The sequence below is a fragment of the Sinorhizobium fredii USDA 205 genome, from assembly GCF_001461695.1.
Classification (GTDB): Bacteria; Pseudomonadota; Alphaproteobacteria; order Rhizobiales; family Rhizobiaceae; genus Sinorhizobium; species Sinorhizobium fredii.
In genome coordinates this window covers 137,012-159,362 of sequence record NZ_AUTC01000024.1, presented here as the reverse complement: position 1 = coordinate 159,362, position 22,351 = coordinate 137,012, and the positions used below count along the sequence as shown (strand labels likewise).

Here is a 22,351-nt window from a genome sequence, read left to right as displayed (position 1 = left end):
TCAGAGCCCCATATTCGAGCGACGGCGGAGCAGAACCCACAGGAAGAACGGCGCGCCGACGAAGGCGGTGATAATGCCGATCGGCAGCTCGGCCGGAGAAACGATCGTGCGGGCCAGCATGTCGGCGAAGATCAGCATGGTGCCGCCTAGCAGCGCCGACGCCGGCAAAAGGTAGCGGTGATCCGGGCCAATGACGAGCCTGAGGAGGTGCGGCACGACGATGCCGACAAAGCCGATGCCGCCGCTGACCGCCACGGAGGCGCCGGTCGCCGCGGCGACGCTGAAAATGGCGATGTTCTTGAGGCGCTGCACCGGAACGCCCATGTGGAAGGCGGCCGCCTCGCCGAGCGTGATCGCGTTCAGGCCCCGCGCCAGAAAGGGGACGACGCCAAGCGACAAGAGGATGATCGGGCCGGCGGCCAGGATCTTCGTCCAATTGGCGCCGGCCAGCGAACCGAGCCCCCAGAAGGTCAGATCACGCAACTGCTTGTCGTCGGCAATGAAGACGAGCACGCCGGTTACCGCACTGGCGAGTGCACCGAGGGCTATCCCTGCAAGCAGCATCGTCGCCACCGAAGTCTGACCGCTGCGCGTGGCGATGCGGTAGAGGAGCATGGTCGTGATAAGGCCGCCGCAGAAGGCGCCGAGCGGCAGCGCGTAGAAGCCGAAGATGGCAAAGACCGGACCGAACGCGGTGCTGCCGAGAACGATCAGCAGCACGGCGCCGAGGCTCGCGCCGGAGGACACGCCGACAAGGCCGGGATCGGCGAGCGGGTTGCGGAACAGCCCCTGCATGACGACGCCGGAAACGGCGAGTGCGGCGCCGACCAGCATGCCGAGCACAGCGCGCGGCAGGCGGATATCCAGGATGATGATCCGATCCCGCATGCTCAAGGCCTGGTCGGCTGCGGTCTCGCCGGCAAGCCACCGGACTACATTGCCGAGCGAAGCGTCGGCGGCGCCTGTCATGATCGAGGTCGCGAAGGTCGCAGCGGCAAGCACGGCGAGGGCGGCAATGAGCATGCGCGCCAGACCGGAGCGGTCGCCTTCGCGCCGCGCATGGGCGATGCTTGCAGCCAAGGCACGCCCTCGCGCGCCGCTCAAGGCCTCACTGCGAGGCATTGGTCTTCTTTCCGTAGATTGCCGTGTTCAGTTCGCGGATCGCGCTTGCGGTGCGCGGGCCGAAACCGAGCAAGTGCAACCCGTCCATGCGGACAAGCGCCTTGTCCTTCGCCGCCGGCGTCAAACTCAGAGCCGGAAGAGCGAAGAGTTCATCGGGGCTTGTCGCATGGCTTCCGCTCCGATCCATCATCAGGATGACATCCGGCTTTGCCTCAATGATCGCCTCGTCGGTCAGCGGCTTGTAGCCGGGGAAATTCCCGGTGGCATTGATCGCGCCGGCAAGCTCGATGATGCCGCTGGCGGCTGTGCCGGTGCCCGAGGCCATGATCTTGTCGCCCTGGGCGCTCAGAATGAAGAGGACGCGCTTGCGCTCGCTCTCGGGGCGAGCGGCGCTGTCGGCAAGGGCGGCGTCCAGATCCTGCGCGACTGACTTGGCAAGAGCTTCGGCCTTGTCGGGAACGCCGAGGAAAGCGCCGACGGCGCGAATCTTGGCAAGGATGCCCGTCTTGTCGTAGGCCTCGGCGACCGTCGTGAAGGGGATGTTCGCCTGCTTCAGCACGGCAAGCGCTTCGGGCGGGCCGCTCCCGTCGATCGCCACGATCGCCGCTGGGTTGACCGCGATTATTCCCTCCGGCGCCAATTGCCGCATATAGCCGACATTGGGGAGCTTCGCCGCGGCCTCGGGGTAGGTGCTGGTCGAATCGCGGCCAACAAGCCGGTTTTCTTCGCCGAGCGCATAGATGATCTCGGTCACCGCGCCGCCGATCGATACGACTCGGGACGTGTCCGGCTTCTCGACGGTCTCGGCCATTGCAGGGCTTATAAGAGACGCCGAACCAGGCGCGAGCGCCGGCAGCAGGAAGGGCGTCGAGAGCGCGAAAACGGCGAGCGCCGATTCCCAGCGGCGCAGGCGGCGGAAGTCGAAGCCGTTCATCCCGTGTCTCCTCAGGCTGCGGCGATGTTATCGAGGCGCGCCAGGCTCTCGGCCAGGCTGCGCCACTCCGGTCTTTCGGCAAAGCCTTCCTTCCGCTTGCCGAAGAACTGAATGACCATTTCACCCTTGGAGTCGAGCGCTTCGAGCGAAGTCACATGGCCGTCCGACGTCGGCTTGCGCACCGCCCAAAGCTCGGCGATGTGATCCGTGCGCAAATGCAGGTGGAAGGTCGGGTCCATGACATTCAGCCACGGCCCCATGGTGGCGATATTCGCGACCGGGCCGGAATGGATCTGGATGACCCCGGCACTGCCGACAAAGCACATGATGGGCAGCTCGATCTCGGCGCTGCTCCGCATCATCGTCTCGATGCCGGCCGCATCGAGCTGCCACGCCAGATCGTCTCCGACGGCATGCAAGGCCTGGCGCCTGCCGATCTTCAAGTTGCGCAACATGCCGTGGAACTGATGGGTGTCGGTCAGCTTCGTCCAATGGTCGCGCAGCACTTCCGTATCGACGGTGCCGATTGCACTGTCGCCCGCCGGCGCGGTGACCTCGGCAGCAAATTCCTGCGACTGGTCGTCGAGGCGGAGGTCCGCGACAATCCTGTCATAGGCTTCGAGGTCCGAATTGGGGCGCAGGTGGACCTTGTGAACCGCATTACCCCATTTGTCGAAGAACTGCAGGCTGCGGCGGACATCGCCATTGGCATCGGTCTTCGACACGGCAAAACCATGTGCCCAGGCGGAGGGGAAGACGCGCAGATCGATTTCGGATCCGAGCACCAGGCTTGCACCCGGGCCTGGCTTGACGTGCTCGTAGACGCCGATCTTCTCGTGGACGGCGGATTCATTGCGGGTGAGCGCCATGACCTCGCCCAGCCCCTCGGCACGCATCAGGAAGCGATTGGCGTCGGCATCAATGCGGATTGCCGTCAGCCCGCATTCGGCGGCAACGAGGGCCGCTTCGGAAATGCCGAGCTGGGCGGCGATGTCGCGCTCGCGCAGCGTCGGGTGCGCCGCGCGGTAGGCGCGGATCTCGGTCGGGGTGGGGCGCGTGCTGTCGGTCATCGGTCGTCTCGCTACTTGTTCAGAATCAACTTGCCCTGTCGGGTGATCCGCATCCGGTAGATCGCGCCGTCATGGGAAATCAGGATCTCGCTGGCGCCGCGGAATAGCTCGTGGCTGTCCACGATCGGTTGCGAGCGGTGGGTCGCTCTCGGCGCCGGCGAAGATTGGGGGGTGTCGGGGTCGTTCGGTGTCACGGTTTCGGCCAGTCCACGAGTGGCGGAAACAAGGCGATATCCCCTCATTCCTCTCGCGCATTCCAATTACTATCTTGACTCCATTACTCATATTTCTTTAAGGACGCAATACCGGATAGTTGCAGTCAAGTTAATTGATCGCTCCCGCTGCCTAGAAGATCGGCGGCTCGGATGCGGAGCATGGTGGTGTGATGATGGCCTGTCTTTCCCGTTTCGCTTTCTCGTCTGCAGCGCTGGTCCTGTCGCTAACAGGAGCGGCCGGGGCACAGGAGGCAACAGCTCCCAGCGGGCTGACGATCGAGCTCAACGAGATCGCTCCGTCCGAGAAGGGATGCAAGCTCACCTTCGTCGCCGGCAACGGCCTGCAGCAATCACTCTCCAAGGTTTCCTTCGAATTCGTGCTCTTCGACCAGAAGGGGCTGGTCGAACGCATGGCCGTCCTTGATTTTCGCGACCTGCCCGCCGGCAAGACGAAGGTTCGGCAGTTCGACCTCTCGGGAACGAAATGCGAGGCAGTCAAGAGCCTGCTGATCAACGATGCGCCGGCCTGCGTCGGCGTGGGCGTCGACAAGGGTGCCTGCATGACGGGGCTCAAGACCGGCTCCAAATCGGCGGTTGAACTCAAGGGCTGACATAGCCCGATCGCTGAAGTGCCGATGGAAGGCGGGCTCGGATGAAGCAAATCGTCAAATGGACCGGTGCGGTCGGTCTCTCGCTGCTGGCGCATGCCGGCGGAGCAATGCTGCTGGAGCCCAGCAAGGACGATTTTCAGATGGCCGGCGGGGCGGCGACCGAGGTTACGCTGCTCGGGAACGCCTTCGACGAGACGCTGCAGGCAGGCGATCCTTCGGACGTCGTCGAACCCACGGAAGACCCGCCGGAAGAGGTGAAGCCAAGCGAGGTTCCGCCGACGGAAGAGGCGGCGGAAGAGATTCCGCCAACGACGCCGGAGAGTGTCTCCGAGCAGCCGTCCGACATTGCGCCGATGGAAGCGGATGTGATCCTACCGGCTGACGAAATGCCGGTGACCGAGGTCGCCGAGGCGCCGGTCACTGCCAGTGTCGCGCCCGTCGAAACGGTCGTTCCGGAAGAGAAGCCGGAGCCGGAGAAGATCGAGAAGAAGGTCGAGAAACCGGAGCCCAAGAAGGAGCCGGTAAAGAAGAAGAAAATTGCACGTAGTAAGGCCGGCGAGCGGGGCGAGCAGGCGAATACACAAACAAGAGGCCAGGCGGACGGCGCGGAAAATGCAACGGCCAGCGTGGCCACTGGAGCAAGACAGGGCTCCGTTGCCCGTGAAGCGGGCAACGCCGCTGTCGACAACTACAAGGGCAAGGTGCAGCGCAAGCTGACTCGGGCGACACGCTATCCCGCCGAGGCCAAACGCCAGGGGCTGCGCGGCGTCGCCCACGTACGCTTTACTGTCACATCCAATGGCGGGCTCGCCGGCGTCAGCCTTGCGAAAAGCTCGGGCTCGCCAATTCTCGACCAGGCAGCGCTCGATACCGTCCGTCGCGCCGCGCCTTTCCCGGCGATCCCCGCCGAGGCCCGGCGCGACAGCTGGCCGTTTACCGTTCCGGTTACATTCAAGCGGTAATTTCCTGCGGGTACAGGGGCGGAGCTGTTGCCGATTTGCCCGAAATTAATATGATTAAAAAACTCAAGTTTATACTTTACTCTGATTATCAAGTTTAATAAGTTGCCGCCGTCGCACAACCGTTCGGTGTGTGCCAACGAATTCTGATGGCGATCAGTGGCAGCAAGCCCGCGCATCGCCGACAAGACGGAGAGACGGATGCGCGGCAAGCGGCACCAGAATGCAGGCAAGGGCGGCAAGGGAAGGGCAAGGGAGGAAGGCTCCGCAGTGCAGCCCAATGGCGGCAAGGCGACGCTCGAGGGGCGCAGCTTCCTCTATGTCGGCGGCCGCGATTGCCAGGTTGCCCACTTGCGCGAGATCGCCAGCTCCTATGGGGCGGAACTCATCCACCATGACGGCGGTTTACGAGAGGCCGTGTCGCGCATCGACCGGGTTCTTCCCTCCGTCGACTGCGTCTTCTGCCCCATCGACTGCATCAGCCACGATGCGTGTCTGCGCGTGAAGACGGGCTGCAAGAAGTGGGGCAAGGCTTTCGTGCCGCTGCGCAACGGCTCGAAATCGAGCCTGGAGCGAGCCCTTCAGGACCTGTCCACAAGCACCGGCGAGAACTGAACCTTTGACGAGAGAGCGACGGCGGCAATCTTCTCCCTGGTTGTCGCCGCACGGAGTATCGATGATGAACGACGAACGTCCCGATCAAATGATGATGATCGGTCTTCACAAGCTTGCCTCGCAGCTCGGTGATGGGCTCGTGTCGGAACTCTACGAAGTACTGACGCGCCGCACACGCCTGCTGGAGGACAATCCCAACGTGACGGAATTTCCGGCATGGCAGGCCCGCTCCCCGCTCCGCGAGCCATTCGGGCTTGAACCATCGTCGAACGCCGTTATCCTGCCGTTCCCGCGCAGCGATGCCGGGGTCTCGGAAAAGAAGGCGCGTGAAAGGTAGCCGCATGTTTGTCGCCATGAACCGTTTCCACGTTGCCGTCGGTCAGGAAGAGGCATTCGAGGCCGTTTGGAAGCGGCGCGATTCGAGCCTTGCGGACATGCCCGGCTTCATCGATTTCCATCTGCTGCGCGGCGACAGCGTGCCGGAAGAGGGCTACACGCCGTTCATCTCGAAATCGAACTGGGAAAGCCGAGACGCCTTCGTCGCCTGGACGAAATCGGAAAACTTCCGGGCCGCGCACCGCAACGCTGCCGACAACCGTTCCATGTATCTCGGGCCGCCCAAATTCGAAGGCTACACCGTCGTCGAGGGCGCCTGAGCGGTCTCTTTGCGGGGCAGGAACGCCCCCATGGCGACGGCGAGCCACCCACCCATCATCATCAGGCCGCCGAGCGGCGCCGACATCGGAAAGAGGCCGTGGCCTAGGAAATGGCGCAGGGCGAGGTCTGCCGCGAAGACGGCGGTTCCGGCTGCGAGCAACAGGGCGGAGGCGGCGGCCGTACGGAAATGCGCCCATCCGGCATGGAGCGCGACGAGTGCCGGCGCATGGGCGAGGCACATGGCGGACGCCCCGCCGAGCAGCCGCGGATCCGTACCATGCGAGGCGGCTGCAGCGGCTGCGACCCCGAAAACGCCCATCAGGCCGGCGATGAAAAGCACGCTCCCACGCATTCCGCGGTTCGGCATTTGACGATCATTCCTTGTTCTGCATGTGATGGGCGAGCCGCGTGATCGGTTCGAGGATGACTTGCCGGAGCTGCGGGTGGGCAACCGTCTCCTCGAGAGCGCGCGTGAAGCACAGCAGCCATTCATCCCGTTCGGCCGGGCCGATCTCGGCGATGAAGTGCCGCCGGCGCAGCATTGGATGGCCGCGCTTTTCCACATAGATCGGTGGTCCGCCGAGCCAGCCGGTCAGATATTCGTAGAGCTTCTCCTCGCTGCCGGAAAGGTCCGGCGGATGCACGGCGCGGCAGCGGGCCGCCTCCGGCAGGCTGTCCATGAGCTCGTAGAAGCGCTGCGTCAGGGCGCGGACCGCGGCATCGCCGCCAATCGCCTCGTAGAGCGTCGTGGTTTTCGTTTCCGTCATGATCCTGTCCTTTGCCGATTTTCGTATAGCGGCTCGGCGCCGGGCACAATGGCTGCCCATGGCTTGCGGCGTTTCATCGCGTCGCACGTCGCCTCATCTGTCAGGGCTTGACAAAACCGTCCAGACGGTATCTTTTGTGTGGCATGACGAACGCCTATCAGAGAAAGAAGCAGCCGGAGCGGGTCCGCCAGCAATTGCTGGACGTCGCGGCGCGGCTGTCGCTCGAGCAGGGGATTGCCGCGGTCACCCTTGAAAAGGTGTCGCAGGCGGCAGGCGTCAGCAAGGGCGGGCTGCTGCACCATTTCCCCAACAAGCTCGCCTTGCTGGATGGCTTGTTCGACGAACTGATCGGCCGCTTCGACCGGGCGATCGAGGCGGCGATGGCGGACGATGAGGTGGACCAGGGGCGGTTCACCCGCGCCTATCTCACCGTCTGCTTTGCGCTCGACGCGGAAGCGGAAGGGCAGGGCTGGCGCGTGCTGACGATCGCGTTACTTGCGGAACCGCATCTCAAGGCGCGCTGGCGGCAGTGGGTCGAGCGACGGTCGGCCGAGTTTGCCGCGACCGACAGTTCGCCAGACTGCCTGCTTGCCCGGTTCGCCGCCGATGGCATCTGGCTGGCAGACCTCATGCAGAGCCATGACATCGATGCACCCACGCGGGCCGCGCTGCTTCGGAAGCTCAAGGCGCTTTCACTGCAGTGAGGTCGCCGGCCGACAGGCTATCCATCTTACTCGAATTTTTCGGAGACGTGCCGTGAACCCCGCCATGCTCTACACCGTTCTGGTGATCGCCATCGTCTTCGAGGTGCTCGGCACCTCGGCCATGCAGGCGGCGCAGCATTTCACGCGGCTCGCGCCGACCGTGCTGATGGTGGTCTGCTATGCCGTCGCCTTCTTCTTCCTGTCCTATACGCTGCGCTACATTCCCGTCGGGATCGCTTATGCGCTGTGGAGCGGCCTTGGCATCGTGCTGATTTCAGGGGTCGGCTACATTACGTTCGGCCAGAAGCTCGACCTCGCTGCGATCCTCGGCCTGGCGCTGATCATCGCCGGCGTCCTGGTTCTCAATCTCTTCTCGAAGTCGACCTTCCATTGAGCCGGCCCCGGTCGCCCCAGAGCGGCGCTTCCAGCCTCACGGCGTCACGGTCGAACCGACAGTGTTCCCCACCGATTGGCCGAAACGACGGAGTTGAGCGTCGTAATTTCGCCGGGTGCGCGGATCGAAGATCATGATCGGCGTCGAAACGGCGACGCTCGCGGCGCTGCCGACGGTCTGTGCGGTGCCGAGCGCAACGGCGCCCACGCGTTCGCCGAGGCCGACATCCGAATCCGTCACGGTTTGTCCGGCGATCAGCCGGTTGCCGAGCAGCCGCACGACTTCCGGGCTTTCGGCGAACTTGCCGTGGTTGAGCCTGTCGCCGCCCTTGAGCGCCGTCAGGTCGAGCACGGTGATGCCCGCCCTCTCGAGCTGGCTCCGATAGGGCTCGACCGAGGGGTCGATCTGCCCGAGCCGGTCGATATTGCCGGAGATCCGCCGCGAGAGGGTCAAGGCTCGGTCGTCGCGAGAGACGAAGAGCGTGAACTTCGGCCGCGACTTGCCCATGGCCTGCATTTGCTTGGTGAAGACATCGACGTCGAGATCGGGCGAGGCGAGAATGACGTCGGTGATCTTGGGCGCGACGCGGCCGTCGCGGATCGCCATCTGCCGGAGCGCTTCGACGGTGACCCACGACCCCATGGAATGCGCCATCAGGGTGATCTCGCCGACCGATGGGTTCTTCGAGGCCCGCTGCAGCAGCTCTTCGAGGGCGTCACGCGAATAGTTGGTGCTTTCCTTGTCGTAGTTGTAGTCGAAGATGCTGGCGCGCGACGGCCAGGTGAAGATCACCGGTGCGACGTCGGCGCCGGAATCGTGGACGATCTGGGCGTAGCGATAGACAGCATCCTCGAAGCGGTTGTTGAAGCCGTGGACGAAGATCAGCACGCGGCGGTTCTTCGGCAGATGGCCGTGGAGCCAGGCCTGCGTCTCCGGCCCGGGATCCAGCGGCTTGACGCTGACGGTGGAAAAATCCCGGGTCGGATCGGCCGGCAATTTCTTCGGCCACTGGACCTGGCCGACCTTACGGTTCTTCTCGGGGGGAACCGAGACGACGATTTCGGTCAGCGAAAGCTCCGGGGCGCGCTCGCCGCTGAAGAGGACGCCAGGATCGTCGGACTGGGCACGGGTAGTCGCCACCAGGAGGTCCACTTCCGAAGCGCCCGCGGCGGTGCCGGAGGGAACAAGGACTCCGACCGGCCGTCCGCCGCAGCCGGAGAGGGAAAGCATCAGCCCCACGCAAAGTAAGGCGCGACCCATCCGCGCGGTCAGGCTTGCATCAGCGATCGACGGCACCCCGAGCCCCCTCTTGAGCACAACTCGCACCGGTCGTCATGACCGGCGACTATCGGACAGCGTTCGCTCTTCCCGGAAGGAATGGCAGATTTTTACCGATCAGGACACCCTGCCTGACGTTTTTTCTCATTGGCCCGGACTGCCGAGCTCCGGTCGATCTCCGTGGGCAGGCAACTTTTCGCTACAGGGCCCGACCCGGAAATCCCCCGGAAATTCATTGAAATGGCGGATGTCTTTCACTAGCATCGCCACATCCTGACCGGATGCGGCAACTGTGAATGATCCATCCGATCTCCCTGAAATGGTGAAGGAATCTTGGGAATGCAGGCGGTTTTCGACGGCCATAACGACGTGCTTTTGCGCCTTTGGCAGCATGCGCGCGGTGGAACCGACCCGATAGCCGAATTCATCGAAGGGACCGACAAAGGTCATATCGACGTGCCGCGCGCCAAAGCGGGCGGCCTCGCGGGCGGCCTGTGCGCCATCTACATTCCATCGGGCGATCTGGTCTTGAGAATGCCGGACAGGAACGGCCACTACGTGACGCCTTTGTCCGAGCCGCTCGACCGCTTGCCGTCGCTCGTTACGGCGATCGAGCTCGCGGACATCGCCATGAGGCTTGACCGGGCCGGGGCGTGGCGGCTCTGCCGCTCGACCGGCGAAATACGCCGGGCCATGGCTGACGGCATCTTTGCGGCCGTCCTGCATATGGAAGGCTGCGAGGCGATCGGGCCGGACCTCGCCGCGCTCGAGACCTTCCATGCGGCCGGCTTGCGGTCGCTCGGACCGGTCTGGAGCCGCCACAATGTTTTCGGCCATGGCGTGCCCTTCGCTTACCCCTCGTCGCCGGACACGGGTCCGGGTCTCACCGAGGCCGGGTTCGAACTGGTACGCGCCTGCAATCGGCTCGGCATCCTGATCGATCTCGCCCACATCACCGAAAAGGGATTCTGGGACGTGGCGGAGACCACCGACCAGCCGCTCGTCGCCAGCCATTCCAATGCCCATGTTCTGACGCCGGTCGCCCGCAACCTCACAGACAGGCAGCTCGATGCCATCCGCGAGAGCCGCGGCCTCGTCGGGCTCAACTATGCGACGACCATGCTGCGGGCCGATGGTCAGGAAAATGCGGCCACTCCGCTCTCCGACATGGTGCGTCACGTCGACTACATGGTCGAGCGTGTCGGCATCGACTGCGTGGCCCTCGGCTCGGACTTCGACGGGGCGACGATACCCGAGGAAATTGCCGATGCCGCAGGCAATCAGAAGCTCGTTGCCGCGCTGAGGAGCGCCGGATATGGTGACGGCGAGCTGACAAGAATATGCCGCGAGAACTGGCTGAGAGTTCTGGGAGAGGCTTGGCACGAGGCTGCCTGAACCCATGAAGAAGAGCCCGAAAAGGGCTAAAAAGAGGGAAGCGCAAAATGATGCATAAGCTCAATGGACGTTTTCGACTTCTGACTGCTTCCGCGGCGCTTGCGCTCGCGATGGGCGCCGCCCAGCCGGCATTTGCTGAAACGCCGAAGGACACGTTGGTCGAAGGATTTGCGTTCGACGACATCATCACCATGGATCCGGGCGAAGCCTTCGAGCTTTCGACCGCGGAAGTGACCAGCAACACCTATAGCCTTCTCGTCCGTCTCGACCTCAACGACACCTCCAAGGTGGTCGGCGATCTCGCCGAAAGCTGGACGGTCTCCGACGATGGCCTGACCTATACGTTCAAGCTGAAGCAGGGCATGAAGTTCGCCTCCGGCAATCCGATCACCGCCGAGGACGTCGCCTATTCCTTCGAGCGGGCCGTCAAGCTCGACAAGAGCCCGGCCTTCATCCTCACGCAGTTCGGGCTCACCGGCGACAACGTCACCGAAAAGGCCAAGGCGGCGGACGAGCAAACCTTCGTTTTCACCGTCGACCAGCCCTATGCGCCGAGCTTCGTGTTGAACTGCCTGACTGCCACCGTCGCCTCGGTCGTCGACAAGAAGCTGGTGCTCGAGCACGTCAAACCCGTGACGCCATCGGCGGAATACAAGTACGACAACGATTTCGGCAATGAATGGCTGAAGACCGGCTATGCGGGTTCGGGGGCGTTCAAGCTGCGCGAGTGGCGCGCCAACGAAGTCGTGGTTCTGGAGCGCAACGAGGCTTATTACGGCGAACCGGCGAAGCTCGCCCGCGTCATCTATCGCCACATGAAGGAAAGCTCCGGGCAGCGGCTGGCGCTCGAGGCGGGGGATATCGATGTTGCCCGCAACCTCGAGCCGGGCGACTACGAGGCGGTCGGGAAGAATGCCGATCTCGCAACGACCAGCGCGCCGAAGGGTACGGTCTACTATATCAGCCTCAACGAGAAGAACGAGAAGCTGGCGAAGCCTGAGGTGCAGCAGGCATTCAAATATCTGGTCGATTATGACGCGATCGGCGCCACTCTGATCAAGGGGATCGGCGAGATCCACCAGAGCTTCCTGCCGAAGGATGTTCTCGGAGCTTTGAACGAGAACCCCTACACCTTCGACGTTGCCAAGGCGAAGGAACTCTTGGCCAAAGCCGGCTATCCGGACGGGTTCACCGTCACCATGGATGTGCGCAACACACAGCCGGTCACGGGTGTCGCCGAATCCTTCCAGCAGACGCTGGGGCAGGCCGGCGTGAAGCTCGAGATCATTCCCGGTGACGGTAAGCAGACGCTGACCAAATACCGTGCCCGCAATCACGACATGTATATCGGCCAGTGGGGCATGGATTATTTCGATCCTCACTCGAATGCCGACACCTTCACCAACAATCCAGATAATTCCGACGCGGGTACGAACAAGACGCTCGCCTGGCGCAATGCCTGGGACGTTCCGGAACTCAGCAAGAAGACCAAGGAAGCGCTTCTCGAGCGCGACAGCGCTAAGCGGGCGGAGATCTACAAGGAACTGCAGAAGAGCGTTCTCGACGACAGCCCCTTCGTGATCATCTTCCAGCAGACGGAGGTCGCGGGTCTTCGAGGTAACTTGAAGGGCTTCAAGCTGGGTCCGAGTTTCGACACCAATTATGTTTGGAATGTCTCCAAGGAATAGTCGAAAGGACCGTTCCCTTGAGCATGAGCGATACAGTGCGAATGAGCGGGCGCCGACGCGCCCGTTCCCGCAAGGCCATTGCCGCGGTGCTGCAGTTTCTCGTCGTCGTGGCGACTACCTATCTCGGCCTTCTTGCCGTCACCTTTTTCATCGGTCGCGTGATTCCGATCGATCCGGTGCTTGCCGTTCTCGGCGACCGGGCGCCGCAGCATGTGGTCGAACGGACGCGCGAGGCGATGGGGCTCAACCTGCCCCTTTACCAGCAATTCTTCATCTACTGCCAGCAGGCGCTTTCCGGCGATTTCGGGACCTCCGTACTGACGACCAATCCGGTGATGACGGATATCCGCCGCGTTTTCCCCGCGACGATCGAGCTTGCAACGCTCGGCACGGTGATCGGCGCCCTGATCGGCGTACCCCTCGGAGTCCTTGCGGCGGTCAAGCGCGGCAGTATTGCCGATCAGATTGTCCGCGTCATCGGCCTCGTCGGCTATTCCGTGCCGATCTTCTGGCTGGCGCTTCTCGCCCTCCTGGTCTTCTATGCGCGGCTTAGATGGGTTGCATATCCCGGCCGCATCGACATCGTCTACGAGTATACCTTCTCGCCGATCACCGGCTTCTACCTCGTCGACGCGCTCTGGCAGAGGCAATGGGACGTGTTCCGCGACGTCTTCCGTCACATCATCCTGCCGGCCTCGCTGCTCGGCTATTTCTCGCTCGCCTATATCAGCCGCATGACCCGCAGCTTCATGCTGAACGAGCTGCAGCAGGAATATATCGTCGCCGCCCGGGCGAAGGGGCTTTCCGAAGCGCGGATCATCTGGGCGCACGCGCTGCGCAATGCGGCCGTGCCGCTCGTCACGGTGATCGCGCTTTCCTATGCCGGGTTGCTCGAAGGCTCGGTGCTGACCGAGACCGTCTTCGCCTGGCCGGGGCTCGGCCTCTACATCACCAATTCGCTGCAGAATGCCGACATGAACGCCGTGCTCGGCGGCACGATCATCATCGGTTCGGTCTTCATCGGCATCAATCTCCTGTCCGATCTTCTCTACCGGACGCTTGACCCGAGGACGCGCGCCCGATGAGCCTTGCCACGGAAACTCGCCCGTTGACGCGCCGCGAGTGGCTGCTCTCCGACCGGCCGCAGTCGCGGCTGCAGGCGCGCCTCGGCCGCGCCTACATGACCTGGCGCCGCTTCTCGGCCAACCGCCTCGCGGTGGTCGGCCTTCTCATTCTCCTGGGGCTATGCTTCGTCGCCGCATTTGCCGATCTCCTCGCGCCGCATTCGCCGGTGATCGGCAATCTCGCCGGCGCGCGGCTCCTGCCGCCGGGCAGCGAGGGATACCTGCTCGGCACTGACGACCAGGGCAGGGACATCCTGTCGCGGCTCATCCATGGCTCCCGACTGACGCTTGCCGTCGTCGTCCTCGTCGCCATCATCGCGGCGCCTGTCGGGCTGATCGTCGGTGCCGTCGCCGGCTATGCCGGCGGTTGGATCGACGCGATCCTGATGCGCGTTACCGATATTTTCCTCGCCTTCCCGAAGCTCGTCCTGGCGCTCGCCTTCGTCGCGGCGCTCGGCCCCGGCATCGAAAACGCCGTCATCGCCATCGCGATCACCTCCTGGCCGCCCTATGCGCGCATCGCCCGCGCCGAGACGCTGACGGTGCGCAATTCCGACTATATCGCCGCCGTGCGCCTGATGGGCGCGTCGCCGGCGCGCATCGTCTTCCGCCACGTGGTGCCGATGTGCATGTCGTCGCTGATCGTGCGCGTCACCCTCGACATGGCCGGCATCATCCTGACGGCGGCGGGCCTTGGTTTCCTCGGCCTCGGTGCGCAGCCGCCGCTTCCCGAATGGGGTGCGATGATCGCCTCCGGCCGCCGCTTCATCCTCGATCAATGGTGGGTCGCGACCATGCCCGGCATCGCCATCCTGATCGTCAGCCTCGGCTTCAACCTGCTCGGCGACGGCTTGCGCGACGCACTCGATCCGCGGGAGAGCGGCCAATGAGCGCCTTGTTGACGGTCGAAGATCTCCGCGTCCGGTTCCCAACCCGCACCGGTGTCGTCGAGGCGGTGCGCGGCGTCTCCTTCACCCTCGGACGCGAACGCCTCGGCATCGTCGGCGAGAGCGGTTCCGGCAAGTCGCAGACGGGCAGGGCGGTCATGGGGCTGACGCCTGCGCATGCGCAAGTGACTGCAAAGCGGCTCGCCTTCGACGGCATCGACCTGCTTTCGGCCCCGCCAAAGCTGCGACGCGATCTGCGCGGCAAGCGCATTGCCATGATCCTGCAGGATCCGAAATACTCGTTGAACCCGGTAATGAGCATCGGCAAGCAGATCGTCGAAACGCTGCAACGCCATGAGAAGGTCGGCCGTGCGGAAGCACGCAAGCGGGCCCTCGACATGCTGGCGGCCGTGCAGATCCGCGATCCGGCCCGCGTCTTCGATCTCTACCCGCACGAGGTTTCGGGCGGCATGGGCCAGCGGGCGATGATCGCCATGATGCTGGTCGCCGGCCCAGAATTATTGATTGCCGACGAGCCCACATCGGCTCTCGACGTGACCGTACAACTCGAGGTGCTGTCGATCCTCGACAAGCTGGTCGCCGAGCGCGGCATGGGGCTGATCTTCGTCTCGCACGATCTGAGGCTCGTCTCGTCCTTCTGCGATCGGGTGCTCGTCATGTATGCCGGCCGGATCGTCGAGGAGATTGCCGCATCCGAGCTTTCCAATGCCAAGCACCCCTATACCCAGGGGCTGTTGAACTGCATGCCGGTGATCGGCGCCGATCGCCATCCCTTGCCGGTCCTCGATCGCAAGCCGGAGTGGGCTCTATGACGGTGGCCGTTTCCGTTGAAAACCTCAGCGTCGTCTATGACGATTTCCGGGCGCTCGATACCGCCAGCGTAGAAGTCGAGGCCGGCGAATCCTTCGGTCTCGTCGGTGAATCCGGTTCAGGCAAGTCGACGCTGCTCAGGGCGATCGCCGGGCTTGCCCCGGTCAGCGATGGTGCCATCCGCGTCCAAGGCCGCGAACTTCGGGGCGCGCGCCGAAACAAGGCATTTTACCGTTCGGTCCAGATGGTCTTTCAGGACCCCTATGGTTCGCTGCATCCGCGCCAGACCATCGACCGGCAACTGGTGGAGCCGCTGGCGATCCACGGCATCAGTGACGGCGAGCGCCGCATCCTGAAGGCGCTCGACGAGGTGGGCCTCGGCTCCGGTTTCCGCTTCCGGTATCCGCATCAGCTTTCCGGCGGCCAGCGTCAGCGTGTCGCGATTGCCCGGGCGCTGATCCTCGAACCTTCGATCCTGCTGCTCGACGAGCCGACCTCGGCCCTCGATGCGTCGGTGCAGGCGGAGGTGCTGAACCTTCTCGAACAGGTGCGCCGCGACCGCAAGCTGACCTTCCTCATGGTCAGCCACGACCTCGGCGTCGTCACCCATATGTGCGGTCGCCTGGCGGTGATGCAGGGCGGGCGCGTGGTCGAGCGGCTGACCTCGGCTGACCTCGTCGCCGGCCGCATCGCCGAGGACTATACGCGCAATCTGATGGTGGCGAGCAAGGGGTTCCGGCGGAAGACGGCGTAAAGCTTCTGATTGGATGATGCTCAGACATTTGAAGCGCCGTCTCCGATCTGCCGAGGCCGGCACCCCCCTCTGCCCTGCCGGGCATCTCCCCCACAAGGAGGGAGATCGGCAAGGGTCGACGCCTTCGTCGGTCGGCAACGTCGCAGATTGGGCAAAGGGCTTATCGTGCCGCCTCTACTTCGCGCTTAATGCTGTCGGAAAGTTGAAGTAGGAGCTGGCGTCTTGCCAATCTCCCCCCTTGTGGGGGAGATGCCCGGCAGGGCAGAGGGGGGTATCGACACCCGCTTCCCGATTAGAGCAAGCTAAAGGCGCGATCGCGCTCGGACATCTGCGTCACGTCGAGCGGCCAGGCGATGGCGAGGCGCGGGTCGAGCGGGTTGAGCCCGCCTTCCGCGCCCGGCGCGTAAGGTTTGTCGTGCAGGTAGAGGAGCTCGCAGTCCGCCGTCAGCGTCTGGAATCCATGGGCGAAGCCACCCGGGATCATCATCGAGCGGGCGTTTTCGGCGCTGAGGATCTCGCCGTGCCATTGGAGATAGGTCGGCGAATCCGGCCTGATGTCGACGGCTACGTCGAAGACGGCGCCCGAAAGGCAGGAGACGAATTTCGTCTCGTCGTGCGGCGGCCGCTGGAAGTGCATGCCGCGGATCGTTCCCTTGTTGCGCGTCGAAGTGTGGTTGATCTGCGCAATCGAACCGTCGGCGCCGAAATCACGTAGCTCGTCGCGGCAGAAGAAGCGCGAGAAGAAGCCGCGCTCGTCGCCTAGCTGCTTACGCTCGATGACGACCAGACCGGCAAGAGGGGTGGGGAGGCGATTGAAGCGCGACATGACATTCCTCGACGATGGTACTTTCCCTCGGCGTTACTTGCACGATCAAGCGTTGACGCGGCAAGCGGTAACTGGAAAAGAGTGCCGAACGACATTGGAGCCACCATGATCGACGTGCATCCGACGGCGAAAATCAGCCCGCTCTCAGACATCGAGGATTCCGTTCGCGGGACCCGGATCGTCGTCGGCGAGGCGTCGGTCATCGACAGCTTCGTCAAGATCAAGCCGGCCGGTGGTTCGGGCGACCTCACGATCGGTCGCTTCTGCTATGTCAACAGCGGCTGCGTCTTCTATACCGGCAACGGCATTCACATCGCCGACAATGTCTTGATCGCCGCCAGTTGCACCTTTGCGCCGGTCAATCACGCCTTCAAGGACAAGGGTCGTCTGATCCGCGAGCAGGGTTTCGAGCCGAGCCGCGGCGGTATCGTCGTCGAGGAGGATGCATGGATCGGGGCGAATTCGGTGATCCTCGACGGCGCCATCCTCCGGAAAGGCTGCGTCATTGCCGCTGGCTCGATCGTGCGCGGCGAAGTCGAGGCCTACACGATCTGCGGCGGCAATCCGCTGCGGCGGCTCGGCGAGAGGTCGTGATGTTCACGGTTCTCGGCGGCTCTGGCTTCATCGGGCGCAACCTGGTCCGCCGGTTGCGCGAACTCGGACATGTCGTCAATGTCCCCAGCCGTGCCGAGTTGCCGCTTGCCGGCCAGGATCTCGGCCACGTCATCTATGCGATCGGCCTGACTGCCGATTTCCGCACCCGGCCGTTCGACACGGTCGAGGCCCACGTCTCGCTCGCGGCGGACATTCTGCGACGGAACGCCTTTTCCTCCTTCCTCTATCTTTCCTCGACACGGGTCTATGCAAACGGCACGGATACGCGCGAGAGCGCCCACCTGTCGGCTGCTCCACTCAATCCATCCGACCTCTATAATCTTTCCAAGCTGACGGGGGAGGCGATCTGCCTTGCCTCGGGGCGCGAAAACGTGCGGGTGGCCCGGCTGTCGAATGTCGTAGGCCCGGATGAAGCACAGGCGGATACGTTCGTCGGGGCGTTGTGCGGGGAAGCGAGGACCGGGCACATCCAGCTTCAGACGGCGTTCGAGTCAGCCAAGGACTATATCTGGATCGACGATGCCGTCGATCTCTTGCTCAGGATTGCCGAGCAAGGGCGACATTCGGTCTACAACGTGGCGAGCGGCAGGCAGACCAGCCACGCGGACTGGTGCAGGGCCATGCAATCCCGGACGGGATGCACTGTCGCCGTGAACGACAAGGCATCGACCGTTTCTCTGGCGCCGATTTCCATCGACCGGGTGCAAGACGAGTTCGCTTTTGCAGCCGCACCTGTGCTAGAGCGCATCTCTGAAATTCTAGGCATGAGCGGATCGGAGACCGATCTCGATCTGCGGCCTTCCACTTGAAGACAGGACCCGACATGGACCCTATCGAACAATTCCGCTCCGAACGGGCAGCCACGGTCGACGGCTATGGTCGCGACGGTGAATTCCAGGCACTTTCCGATCAGTGGCGCGAAGCCTCGATGGCGAAGCGCTACGTCTATAATTTCGACTGGCTCGGCCGTCCGATCATCCAGTATCCGCAGGATATCGTGGCGATGCAGGAATTGATCTGGTCGACCCGTCCGGATCTGGTCATCGAAACCGGCATCGCCCATGGCGGCTCGCTGATCCTCAGCGCCTCGCTGCTCGCCATGCTCGACATGTGCGACGCGATCGAGGCGGGCGTTTCGTTCGATCCGAGCCAATCGAAGCGCAAGGTGATCGGCATCGACATCGACATTCGCGCGCATAATCGTGCGGCGATCGAAAGCCACCCAATGGCAAGCCGCATCCAGATGTTCCAGGGCTCAGCGATCGATCCCGAGATCGTCCAGCAGGTCCGTGAGGCATCGGCAGGCTACAAGCGCGTCATGGTCTGCCTCGATTCCATGCACACCCACGCGCATGTGCTTGCCGAGCTCGAGGCCTATGCGCCTTTGGTGACACCCGGCTGCTATTGCGTCGTGTTCGACACGCTGGTGGAAGACCTGCCGGCCGGTTTCTTCAGCGATCGTCCCTGGGACGTCGGCGACAACCCGAAGACCGCCGTGCACAGCTATCTGCAGTCCCATCCGGAGTTCGACATCGACAGGTCGGTTCACAACAAGCTGATGGTCACCGTTGCGCCGGACGGTTTCCTGAAGAGGCTGTGATTGCTGATCGGCTGCTGCGAAGAGCCGGTCTCGAAACATTCAAAAGCGGCGTCCGCGAATGCGAGCGCCGCTTTTTCCATTGGGCTCGATGGCCTCTGAAAGGTCAGATCACCCGCACTTCCGGGATCGCCACGACGAAGCGGCCACCCCAGCTGCGGATATAGGAATGGGCGTTGACGATCTCGTCGGTGAGGTTCCAGGGCAGGATGACCACGAAATCGGGCTTCGCCGCTTCGAGCCTGGCCGGTTCGTGGATCGGGATATGGCTGCCCGGCGAAAGCTTGCCCTGCTTCAGGTCGTTGCGGTCGACGATGAAAGCGATGTCGGCCGCGGTGACGCCGCAGACGTTGAGGAAGGTGTTGCCCTTGGCGGCGGCGCCATAGGCGGCCACCCGCTTGCCTTCGCTTTTCGCCTTTCGCAGGAAGGCGCGGAAACCCTCGCAAACGGCGGCGATCCGGTCGCCGAAGGCGACATAGGTCGCCATGTCGGTGAGCTGCGCTTTTGCCTCGTCGGCCCTGATCTTGGCGAGCCCCTCGGTTGCTGCCCGAGTGCCGGTCAGCGGCTGGGCGTAGACGCGCAACGAGCCGCCATGGGTCGGCAGTTCTTCGACATCGAACACCTTCAGCCCGCAAGCGGCGAAGATCCGCTCGACGGCGACGAGCGACAGATAGGAATAGTGCTCGTGATAGATCGTGTCGAACTGGATACCCTCGATCAGCCGCAGCAGATGCGGGAATTCGAATGTCGCGACGCCGTCGGCTTTGAGGAGGATGGCAAAGCCGCTGACGAAGTCGGCGATATCCGGGACATGGGCGAGAACATTGTTGGCGGCCGTCAGGTCGGCGCGGATACCGCGACCGACGAGTTCGTTCGCCGTGTCGCGGCCGAAGAAGGCGATATGGGTCGGTACGTTGCGGTCCTCGGCGATCTTCGCGGCATTGGCGGCCGGCTCGATGCCGAGCACCGGGATCTGCTTGGCGGCAAAATATTGCAGCAGGTAGCCGTCGTTCGAGGCGACCTCGACGACCCGCGATGCGCCGTCGAGACCGAAGCGCTCGGTCATCTTCTCGGCATAGCGCCGGGAGTGCTCCAGCCAGCTCGTCGAAAAGGACGAGAGGTAGTGATAGTCGGCATTGAAGATCTCGTCGGCCGGCACCGTCTCGGTGGTCTGCACGAGCAGGCATTCCGAACAGACCATCACCTTCAGCGGGAAGGCTTTTTCGCGCGCAATCGCTTCCTCGGTCGGCTCGAGAAACGAGTTCGACCAGGGCGTTGCGCCGAGATCGGCGACTACGGTTTGAAGCGGGCTCGAGCAGAAGCGGCAGGAGTGGGACATCAGCGGCCTTTCGTGAATGCGTCGATCTGATCGAGCGTAAGTTCCAGCGGCGCCTTGCCCCGGCGCCAGCCGTCGTACCAGCGGGCGGTCCAGTCGATTGCCTGCTGCTGAGTGAACTGGGCGCGCCAGCCGAGGCGCTCGCCGGCAAGCGCCGGGTCCAGGCCGAGCGTCTGCATCTCGCGGGGTTGCTTGAGCGACGAGACGTCGTCCCATTCGGCTTCGAGCCCCATTGCCGCCTGGATGGCGTTCGCCACATCGCGCACCGGGACCTGCGGCTCGGCGGGCGAGGGGCCGAAGTTCAGGGCATCGACGGCGCTTGCGCCGCTATAGAGCGCTTCGGCGAAGAGGAAATAGCCGTTCAGGCAATCAAGGACGTGCTGCCAGGGACGCGTTGCAAGCGGGCTGCGGATGTTGAGCCTGGTGCCGGAAAGGGCGGCGCGGACGATATCGGGCACGAGCCGGTCGGCCGAAAAGTCGCCGCCGCCGATCACATTGCCGCCGCGGGCCGTGGCGACACGAATGCCGCGTTCGTCGAAATAGGCAGAGCGCCAGGTCGCCACCGCGACCTCGCAGGCCGCCTTGGAGCCGGAATAGGGGTCGTGGCCGCCGAGCGTGTCGCCTTCCTGAAAATGCCGGCCGCTCTCGTCGTTGCGATAGACCTTGTCGGTGGTCACGACGAGGATCGCCTTCACCGAAGGCACCGCGCGGGCCGCCTCGAGCAGGTGGATCGTCCCCATGACATTGACGTCGAAGGTCTCGGCGGGCGTCACGTAGCTTTCGCGCACCAGCGGCTGGGCCGCCATATGCAGGATGATCTCCGGCTCGCTCTTTCGTGTGACCGCGGCGAGCGCCTCGCAGTCGCGGATGTCGCCGAGCTGCCCGTCCGGCAGGCCGTCCGCATGCAGCAGCGCATGGAGCGACGGGTCGGATGCGGGCGGCAGGGCGTAGCCGGTGACCCGGGCCCCCATTGTCGTCAGCCACAGGCCGGCCCAGCTGCCCTTGAAGCCGGTATGGCCGGTCAGCAGGACGCGCTTTCCTCTCCAGAAATTCGGATCGGCCAAATGGCTCATGACCAGAGCTTCCACGGCGCGCGGTTCTGTTGCCAGAGCTCTTCGAGCTGGTTCTTGTCGCGCAGCGTGTCCATCGGGCGCCAGAATCCGTCATGCGGGAAGGCCATCAGTTGGCCGTCACGCGCCAGCCCTTCGAGCGGCGCGCTTTCGAAGGCCACGTGGTCGCCTTCGATGCGGTCGAGCACGGAGCGGTTCAGCACGAAGAAGCCGCCATTGATGCGGCCGTTGTCGCCGGCCGGCTTCTCGGTGAAGCTTTTCACCTGTCCGGACTCGATCGCCAGCGCGCCGTAGCGTCCCGGCGGCACGACGCTGGTGACGGTCGCCTCGCGGCCGTGACGGAGGTGGAAATCGGTCAGCGCGCGGATGTCGATGTCGGCCACCCCGTCACCATAGGTAAGGCAGAACGTGTCGCCGAGATATTCGCCGACGCGCTTCAGTCGCCCGCCGGTCATGGACTCAGGCCCCGTGTCCACCAGCGTCACGCGCCAGGGCTCCGCCTTGCTCGAGTGGTAGATCGTCTCGCCCGTCGCCATGTCGAAGGTAACGTCGGACAGATGCAGGATGTAGTTGGAGAAATACTCCTTGATCATGTAGCCGCGGTAGCCGAGGCAGATCACGAAGTCGGAAAAGCCGTAGTGGCTGTAGATCTTCATGATGTGCCAGAGGATCGGCCGCCCGCCGATCTCGATCATCGGCTTCGGCCTGAGGTGGCTTTCCTCGGAGATGCGGGTGCCGTATCCGCCGGCGAGAATGACGACCTTCATGCCCAACCCTGCCTCTACCAAATCTGCGGCCCATCTGGCCGGCGTTCCGGCGGTTCCTTGGAGCATTTTCAGCGCGATTGCAACAATAGCGGTGCCCATGTGGGGTTCGCAAGCTCTGCCTGGCTAACCCAAAAT

At 63.7% G+C, this 22,351-nt stretch carries 27 protein-coding genes; 16 read left to right on the top strand and 11 right to left on the bottom strand.

The genetic code is table 11. The features are described 5' to 3' along the window. The 4 genes from N181_RS04020 to hemP are packed head-to-tail and all read right to left on the bottom strand — an operon-like array spanning position 1 to position 3,368. Positions 1-1,122 carry a FecCD family ABC transporter permease gene (locus N181_RS04020; RefSeq protein ID WP_037394516.1) on the bottom strand — a complete coding sequence of 374 codons (1,122 nt, stop codon included), beginning with the start codon at positions 1,120-1,122 and terminating at the stop codon, positions 1-3. Beyond that, positions 1,109-2,056 (bottom strand): heme/hemin ABC transporter substrate-binding protein, encoded by a 948-nt coding sequence (locus tag N181_RS04015; protein WP_014329256.1) that lies wholly within the window; start codon positions 2,054-2,056, stop codon positions 1,109-1,111. Before N181_RS04015 ends, N181_RS04020 begins: the two co-directional genes overlap by 14 nt. Before the next feature lie 11 nt (positions 2,057-2,067). Next, a complete protein-coding gene (locus N181_RS04010; protein ID WP_014329255.1) occupies positions 2,068-3,126 on the bottom strand; it encodes a hemin-degrading factor in 1,059 nt (352 codons plus the stop codon). A gap of 11 nt (positions 3,127-3,137) precedes the next feature. Continuing rightward, complete coding sequence (hemP, locus tag N181_RS04005; protein WP_153451558.1) at positions 3,138-3,368, bottom strand: hemin uptake protein HemP; 231 nt, start codon at positions 3,366-3,368, stop codon at positions 3,138-3,140. Between the two features lie 146 nt (positions 3,369-3,514). On the opposite strand from hemP, the gene N181_RS04000 reads away from it, so the two are divergent. From N181_RS04000 to hmuQ, 5 genes are all read left to right on the top strand, one after another. Beyond that, positions 3,515-3,952, top strand: a complete 438-nt coding sequence (locus N181_RS04000; RefSeq protein ID WP_037394543.1) for a hypothetical protein — start codon at positions 3,515-3,517, stop codon at positions 3,950-3,952. Positions 3,953-3,993: 41 nt separating this feature from the next. Further along, a complete protein-coding gene (locus N181_RS03995) occupies positions 3,994-4,914 on the top strand; it encodes an energy transducer TonB family protein (protein WP_014329252.1) in 921 nt (306 codons plus the stop codon). Between the two features lie 198 nt (positions 4,915-5,112). Continuing rightward, positions 5,113-5,526: a DUF2325 domain-containing protein gene (locus tag N181_RS03990; RefSeq protein ID WP_014329251.1), complete on the top strand. Its 414-nt coding sequence runs from the start codon at positions 5,113-5,115 to the stop codon at positions 5,524-5,526. A gap of 64 nt (positions 5,527-5,590) precedes the next feature. Next, positions 5,591-5,863: a hypothetical protein gene (locus N181_RS03985; RefSeq protein WP_037394545.1), complete on the top strand. Its 273-nt coding sequence runs from the start codon at positions 5,591-5,593 to the stop codon at positions 5,861-5,863. A 4-nt stretch (positions 5,864-5,867) separates the two neighbouring features. Further along, entirely contained in the window at positions 5,868-6,182 is a 315-nt protein-coding gene (gene hmuQ, locus N181_RS03980; protein ID WP_014329249.1) for a heme-degrading protein HmuQ, read from the top strand. On the opposite strand, the gene N181_RS03975 is transcribed toward hmuQ, so the two are convergent. Together N181_RS03975 and N181_RS03970 are read right to left on the bottom strand one after the other, a co-directional pair. After that, positions 6,158-6,550: a DUF423 domain-containing protein gene (locus tag N181_RS03975; protein WP_014329248.1), complete on the bottom strand. Its 393-nt coding sequence runs from the start codon at positions 6,548-6,550 to the stop codon at positions 6,158-6,160. The two genes, hmuQ and N181_RS03975, sit on opposite strands and share 25 nt — an antisense overlap. Before the next feature lie 7 nt (positions 6,551-6,557). Then, a complete protein-coding gene (locus N181_RS03970; protein WP_014329247.1) occupies positions 6,558-6,950 on the bottom strand; it encodes a globin domain-containing protein in 393 nt (130 codons plus the stop codon). 143 nt (positions 6,951-7,093) lie between these two features. Here N181_RS03970 and N181_RS03965 point away from each other — a divergent pair, with 143 nt between their 5' ends. Together N181_RS03965 and N181_RS03960 are read left to right on the top strand one after the other, a co-directional pair. After that, positions 7,094-7,654 carry a TetR/AcrR family transcriptional regulator gene (locus tag N181_RS03965; RefSeq protein WP_014329246.1) on the top strand — a complete coding sequence of 187 codons (561 nt, stop codon included), beginning with the start codon at positions 7,094-7,096 and terminating at the stop codon, positions 7,652-7,654. Positions 7,655-7,718: 64 nt separating this feature from the next. Continuing rightward, a complete protein-coding gene (locus tag N181_RS03960) occupies positions 7,719-8,048 on the top strand; it encodes a DMT family transporter (protein ID WP_012708963.1) in 330 nt (109 codons plus the stop codon). A 36-nt stretch (positions 8,049-8,084) separates the two neighbouring features. On the opposite strand, the gene N181_RS03955 is transcribed toward N181_RS03960, so the two are convergent. Further along, a complete protein-coding gene (locus N181_RS03955; RefSeq protein WP_037394525.1) occupies positions 8,085-9,308 on the bottom strand; it encodes an alpha/beta hydrolase in 1,224 nt (407 codons plus the stop codon). A gap of 357 nt (positions 9,309-9,665) precedes the next feature. Between N181_RS03955 and N181_RS03950 the strand changes: the two genes are divergently transcribed. Genes N181_RS03950 through N181_RS03925 form a run of 6 tightly spaced genes read left to right on the top strand, consistent with a single transcriptional unit; the run spans position 9,666 to position 16,005 of the window. Continuing rightward, entirely contained in the window at positions 9,666-10,721 is a 1,056-nt protein-coding gene (locus N181_RS03950; RefSeq protein WP_037394527.1) for a dipeptidase, read from the top strand. A 47-nt stretch (positions 10,722-10,768) separates the two neighbouring features. Beyond that, complete coding sequence (locus N181_RS03945; protein WP_037394531.1) at positions 10,769-12,409, top strand: ABC transporter substrate-binding protein; 1,641 nt, start codon at positions 10,769-10,771, stop codon at positions 12,407-12,409. Between the two features lie 41 nt (positions 12,410-12,450). Further along, a complete protein-coding gene (locus N181_RS03940) occupies positions 12,451-13,494 on the top strand; it encodes an ABC transporter permease (RefSeq protein WP_037394534.1) in 1,044 nt (347 codons plus the stop codon). Continuing rightward, positions 13,491-14,423 carry an ABC transporter permease gene (locus N181_RS03935; RefSeq protein WP_014329241.1) on the top strand — a complete coding sequence of 311 codons (933 nt, stop codon included), beginning with the start codon at positions 13,491-13,493 and terminating at the stop codon, positions 14,421-14,423. Before N181_RS03940 ends, N181_RS03935 begins: the two co-directional genes overlap by 4 nt. Further along, a complete protein-coding gene (locus tag N181_RS03930; RefSeq protein ID WP_014329240.1) occupies positions 14,420-15,253 on the top strand; it encodes an ABC transporter ATP-binding protein in 834 nt (277 codons plus the stop codon). The genes N181_RS03935 and N181_RS03930 overlap by 4 nt, the downstream gene beginning before the upstream one ends. Beyond that, the gene (locus tag N181_RS03925; RefSeq protein ID WP_014329239.1) at positions 15,250-16,005 is read left to right on the top strand and encodes an ABC transporter ATP-binding protein; all 756 of its coding nucleotides are present in this window, start codon (positions 15,250-15,252) and stop codon (positions 16,003-16,005) included. The genes N181_RS03930 and N181_RS03925 overlap by 4 nt, the downstream gene beginning before the upstream one ends. A 292-nt stretch (positions 16,006-16,297) precedes the next feature. On the opposite strand, the gene rfbC is transcribed toward N181_RS03925, so the two are convergent. Then, on the bottom strand, positions 16,298-16,831 hold the full coding sequence (gene rfbC / locus N181_RS03920) for a dTDP-4-dehydrorhamnose 3,5-epimerase (RefSeq protein WP_014329238.1): 534 nt from the start codon (positions 16,829-16,831) through the stop codon (positions 16,298-16,300). 105 nt (positions 16,832-16,936) lie between these two features. Between rfbC and N181_RS03915 the strand changes: the two genes are divergently transcribed. From N181_RS03915 to N181_RS03905, 3 genes are read left to right on the top strand one after another with little or no spacing between them, the layout of a single operon-like run. Beyond that, positions 16,937-17,425, top strand: a complete 489-nt coding sequence (locus N181_RS03915; RefSeq protein WP_037395949.1) for an acyltransferase — start codon at positions 16,937-16,939, stop codon at positions 17,423-17,425. Then, the gene (locus N181_RS03910; protein WP_037395951.1) at positions 17,425-18,255 is read left to right on the top strand and encodes an NAD-dependent epimerase/dehydratase family protein; all 831 of its coding nucleotides are present in this window, start codon (positions 17,425-17,427) and stop codon (positions 18,253-18,255) included. The genes N181_RS03915 and N181_RS03910 overlap by 1 nt, the downstream gene beginning before the upstream one ends. A 14-nt stretch (positions 18,256-18,269) precedes the next feature. Then, entirely contained in the window at positions 18,270-19,046 is a 777-nt protein-coding gene (locus N181_RS03905) for a cephalosporin hydroxylase family protein (RefSeq protein WP_037395953.1), read from the top strand. A gap of 103 nt (positions 19,047-19,149) precedes the next feature. Here the strand turns inward: N181_RS03905 and N181_RS03900 are convergent, their stop codons facing one another. The 3 genes from N181_RS03900 to rfbF are packed head-to-tail and all read right to left on the bottom strand — an operon-like array spanning position 19,150 to position 22,216. Further along, entirely contained in the window at positions 19,150-20,382 is a 1,233-nt protein-coding gene (locus tag N181_RS03900) for a class I SAM-dependent methyltransferase (RefSeq protein WP_037395955.1), read from the bottom strand. Beyond that, on the bottom strand, positions 20,382-21,452 hold the full coding sequence (gene rfbG, locus N181_RS03895) for a CDP-glucose 4,6-dehydratase (protein WP_060563246.1): 1,071 nt from the start codon (positions 21,450-21,452) through the stop codon (positions 20,382-20,384). The genes N181_RS03900 and rfbG overlap by 1 nt, the downstream gene beginning before the upstream one ends. Next, positions 21,449-22,216 (bottom strand): glucose-1-phosphate cytidylyltransferase, encoded by a 768-nt coding sequence (rfbF, locus tag N181_RS03890; protein WP_060563253.1) that lies wholly within the window; start codon positions 22,214-22,216, stop codon positions 21,449-21,451. Before rfbF ends, rfbG begins: the two co-directional genes overlap by 4 nt. Between the last annotated feature and the right edge of the window lie 135 nt (positions 22,217-22,351).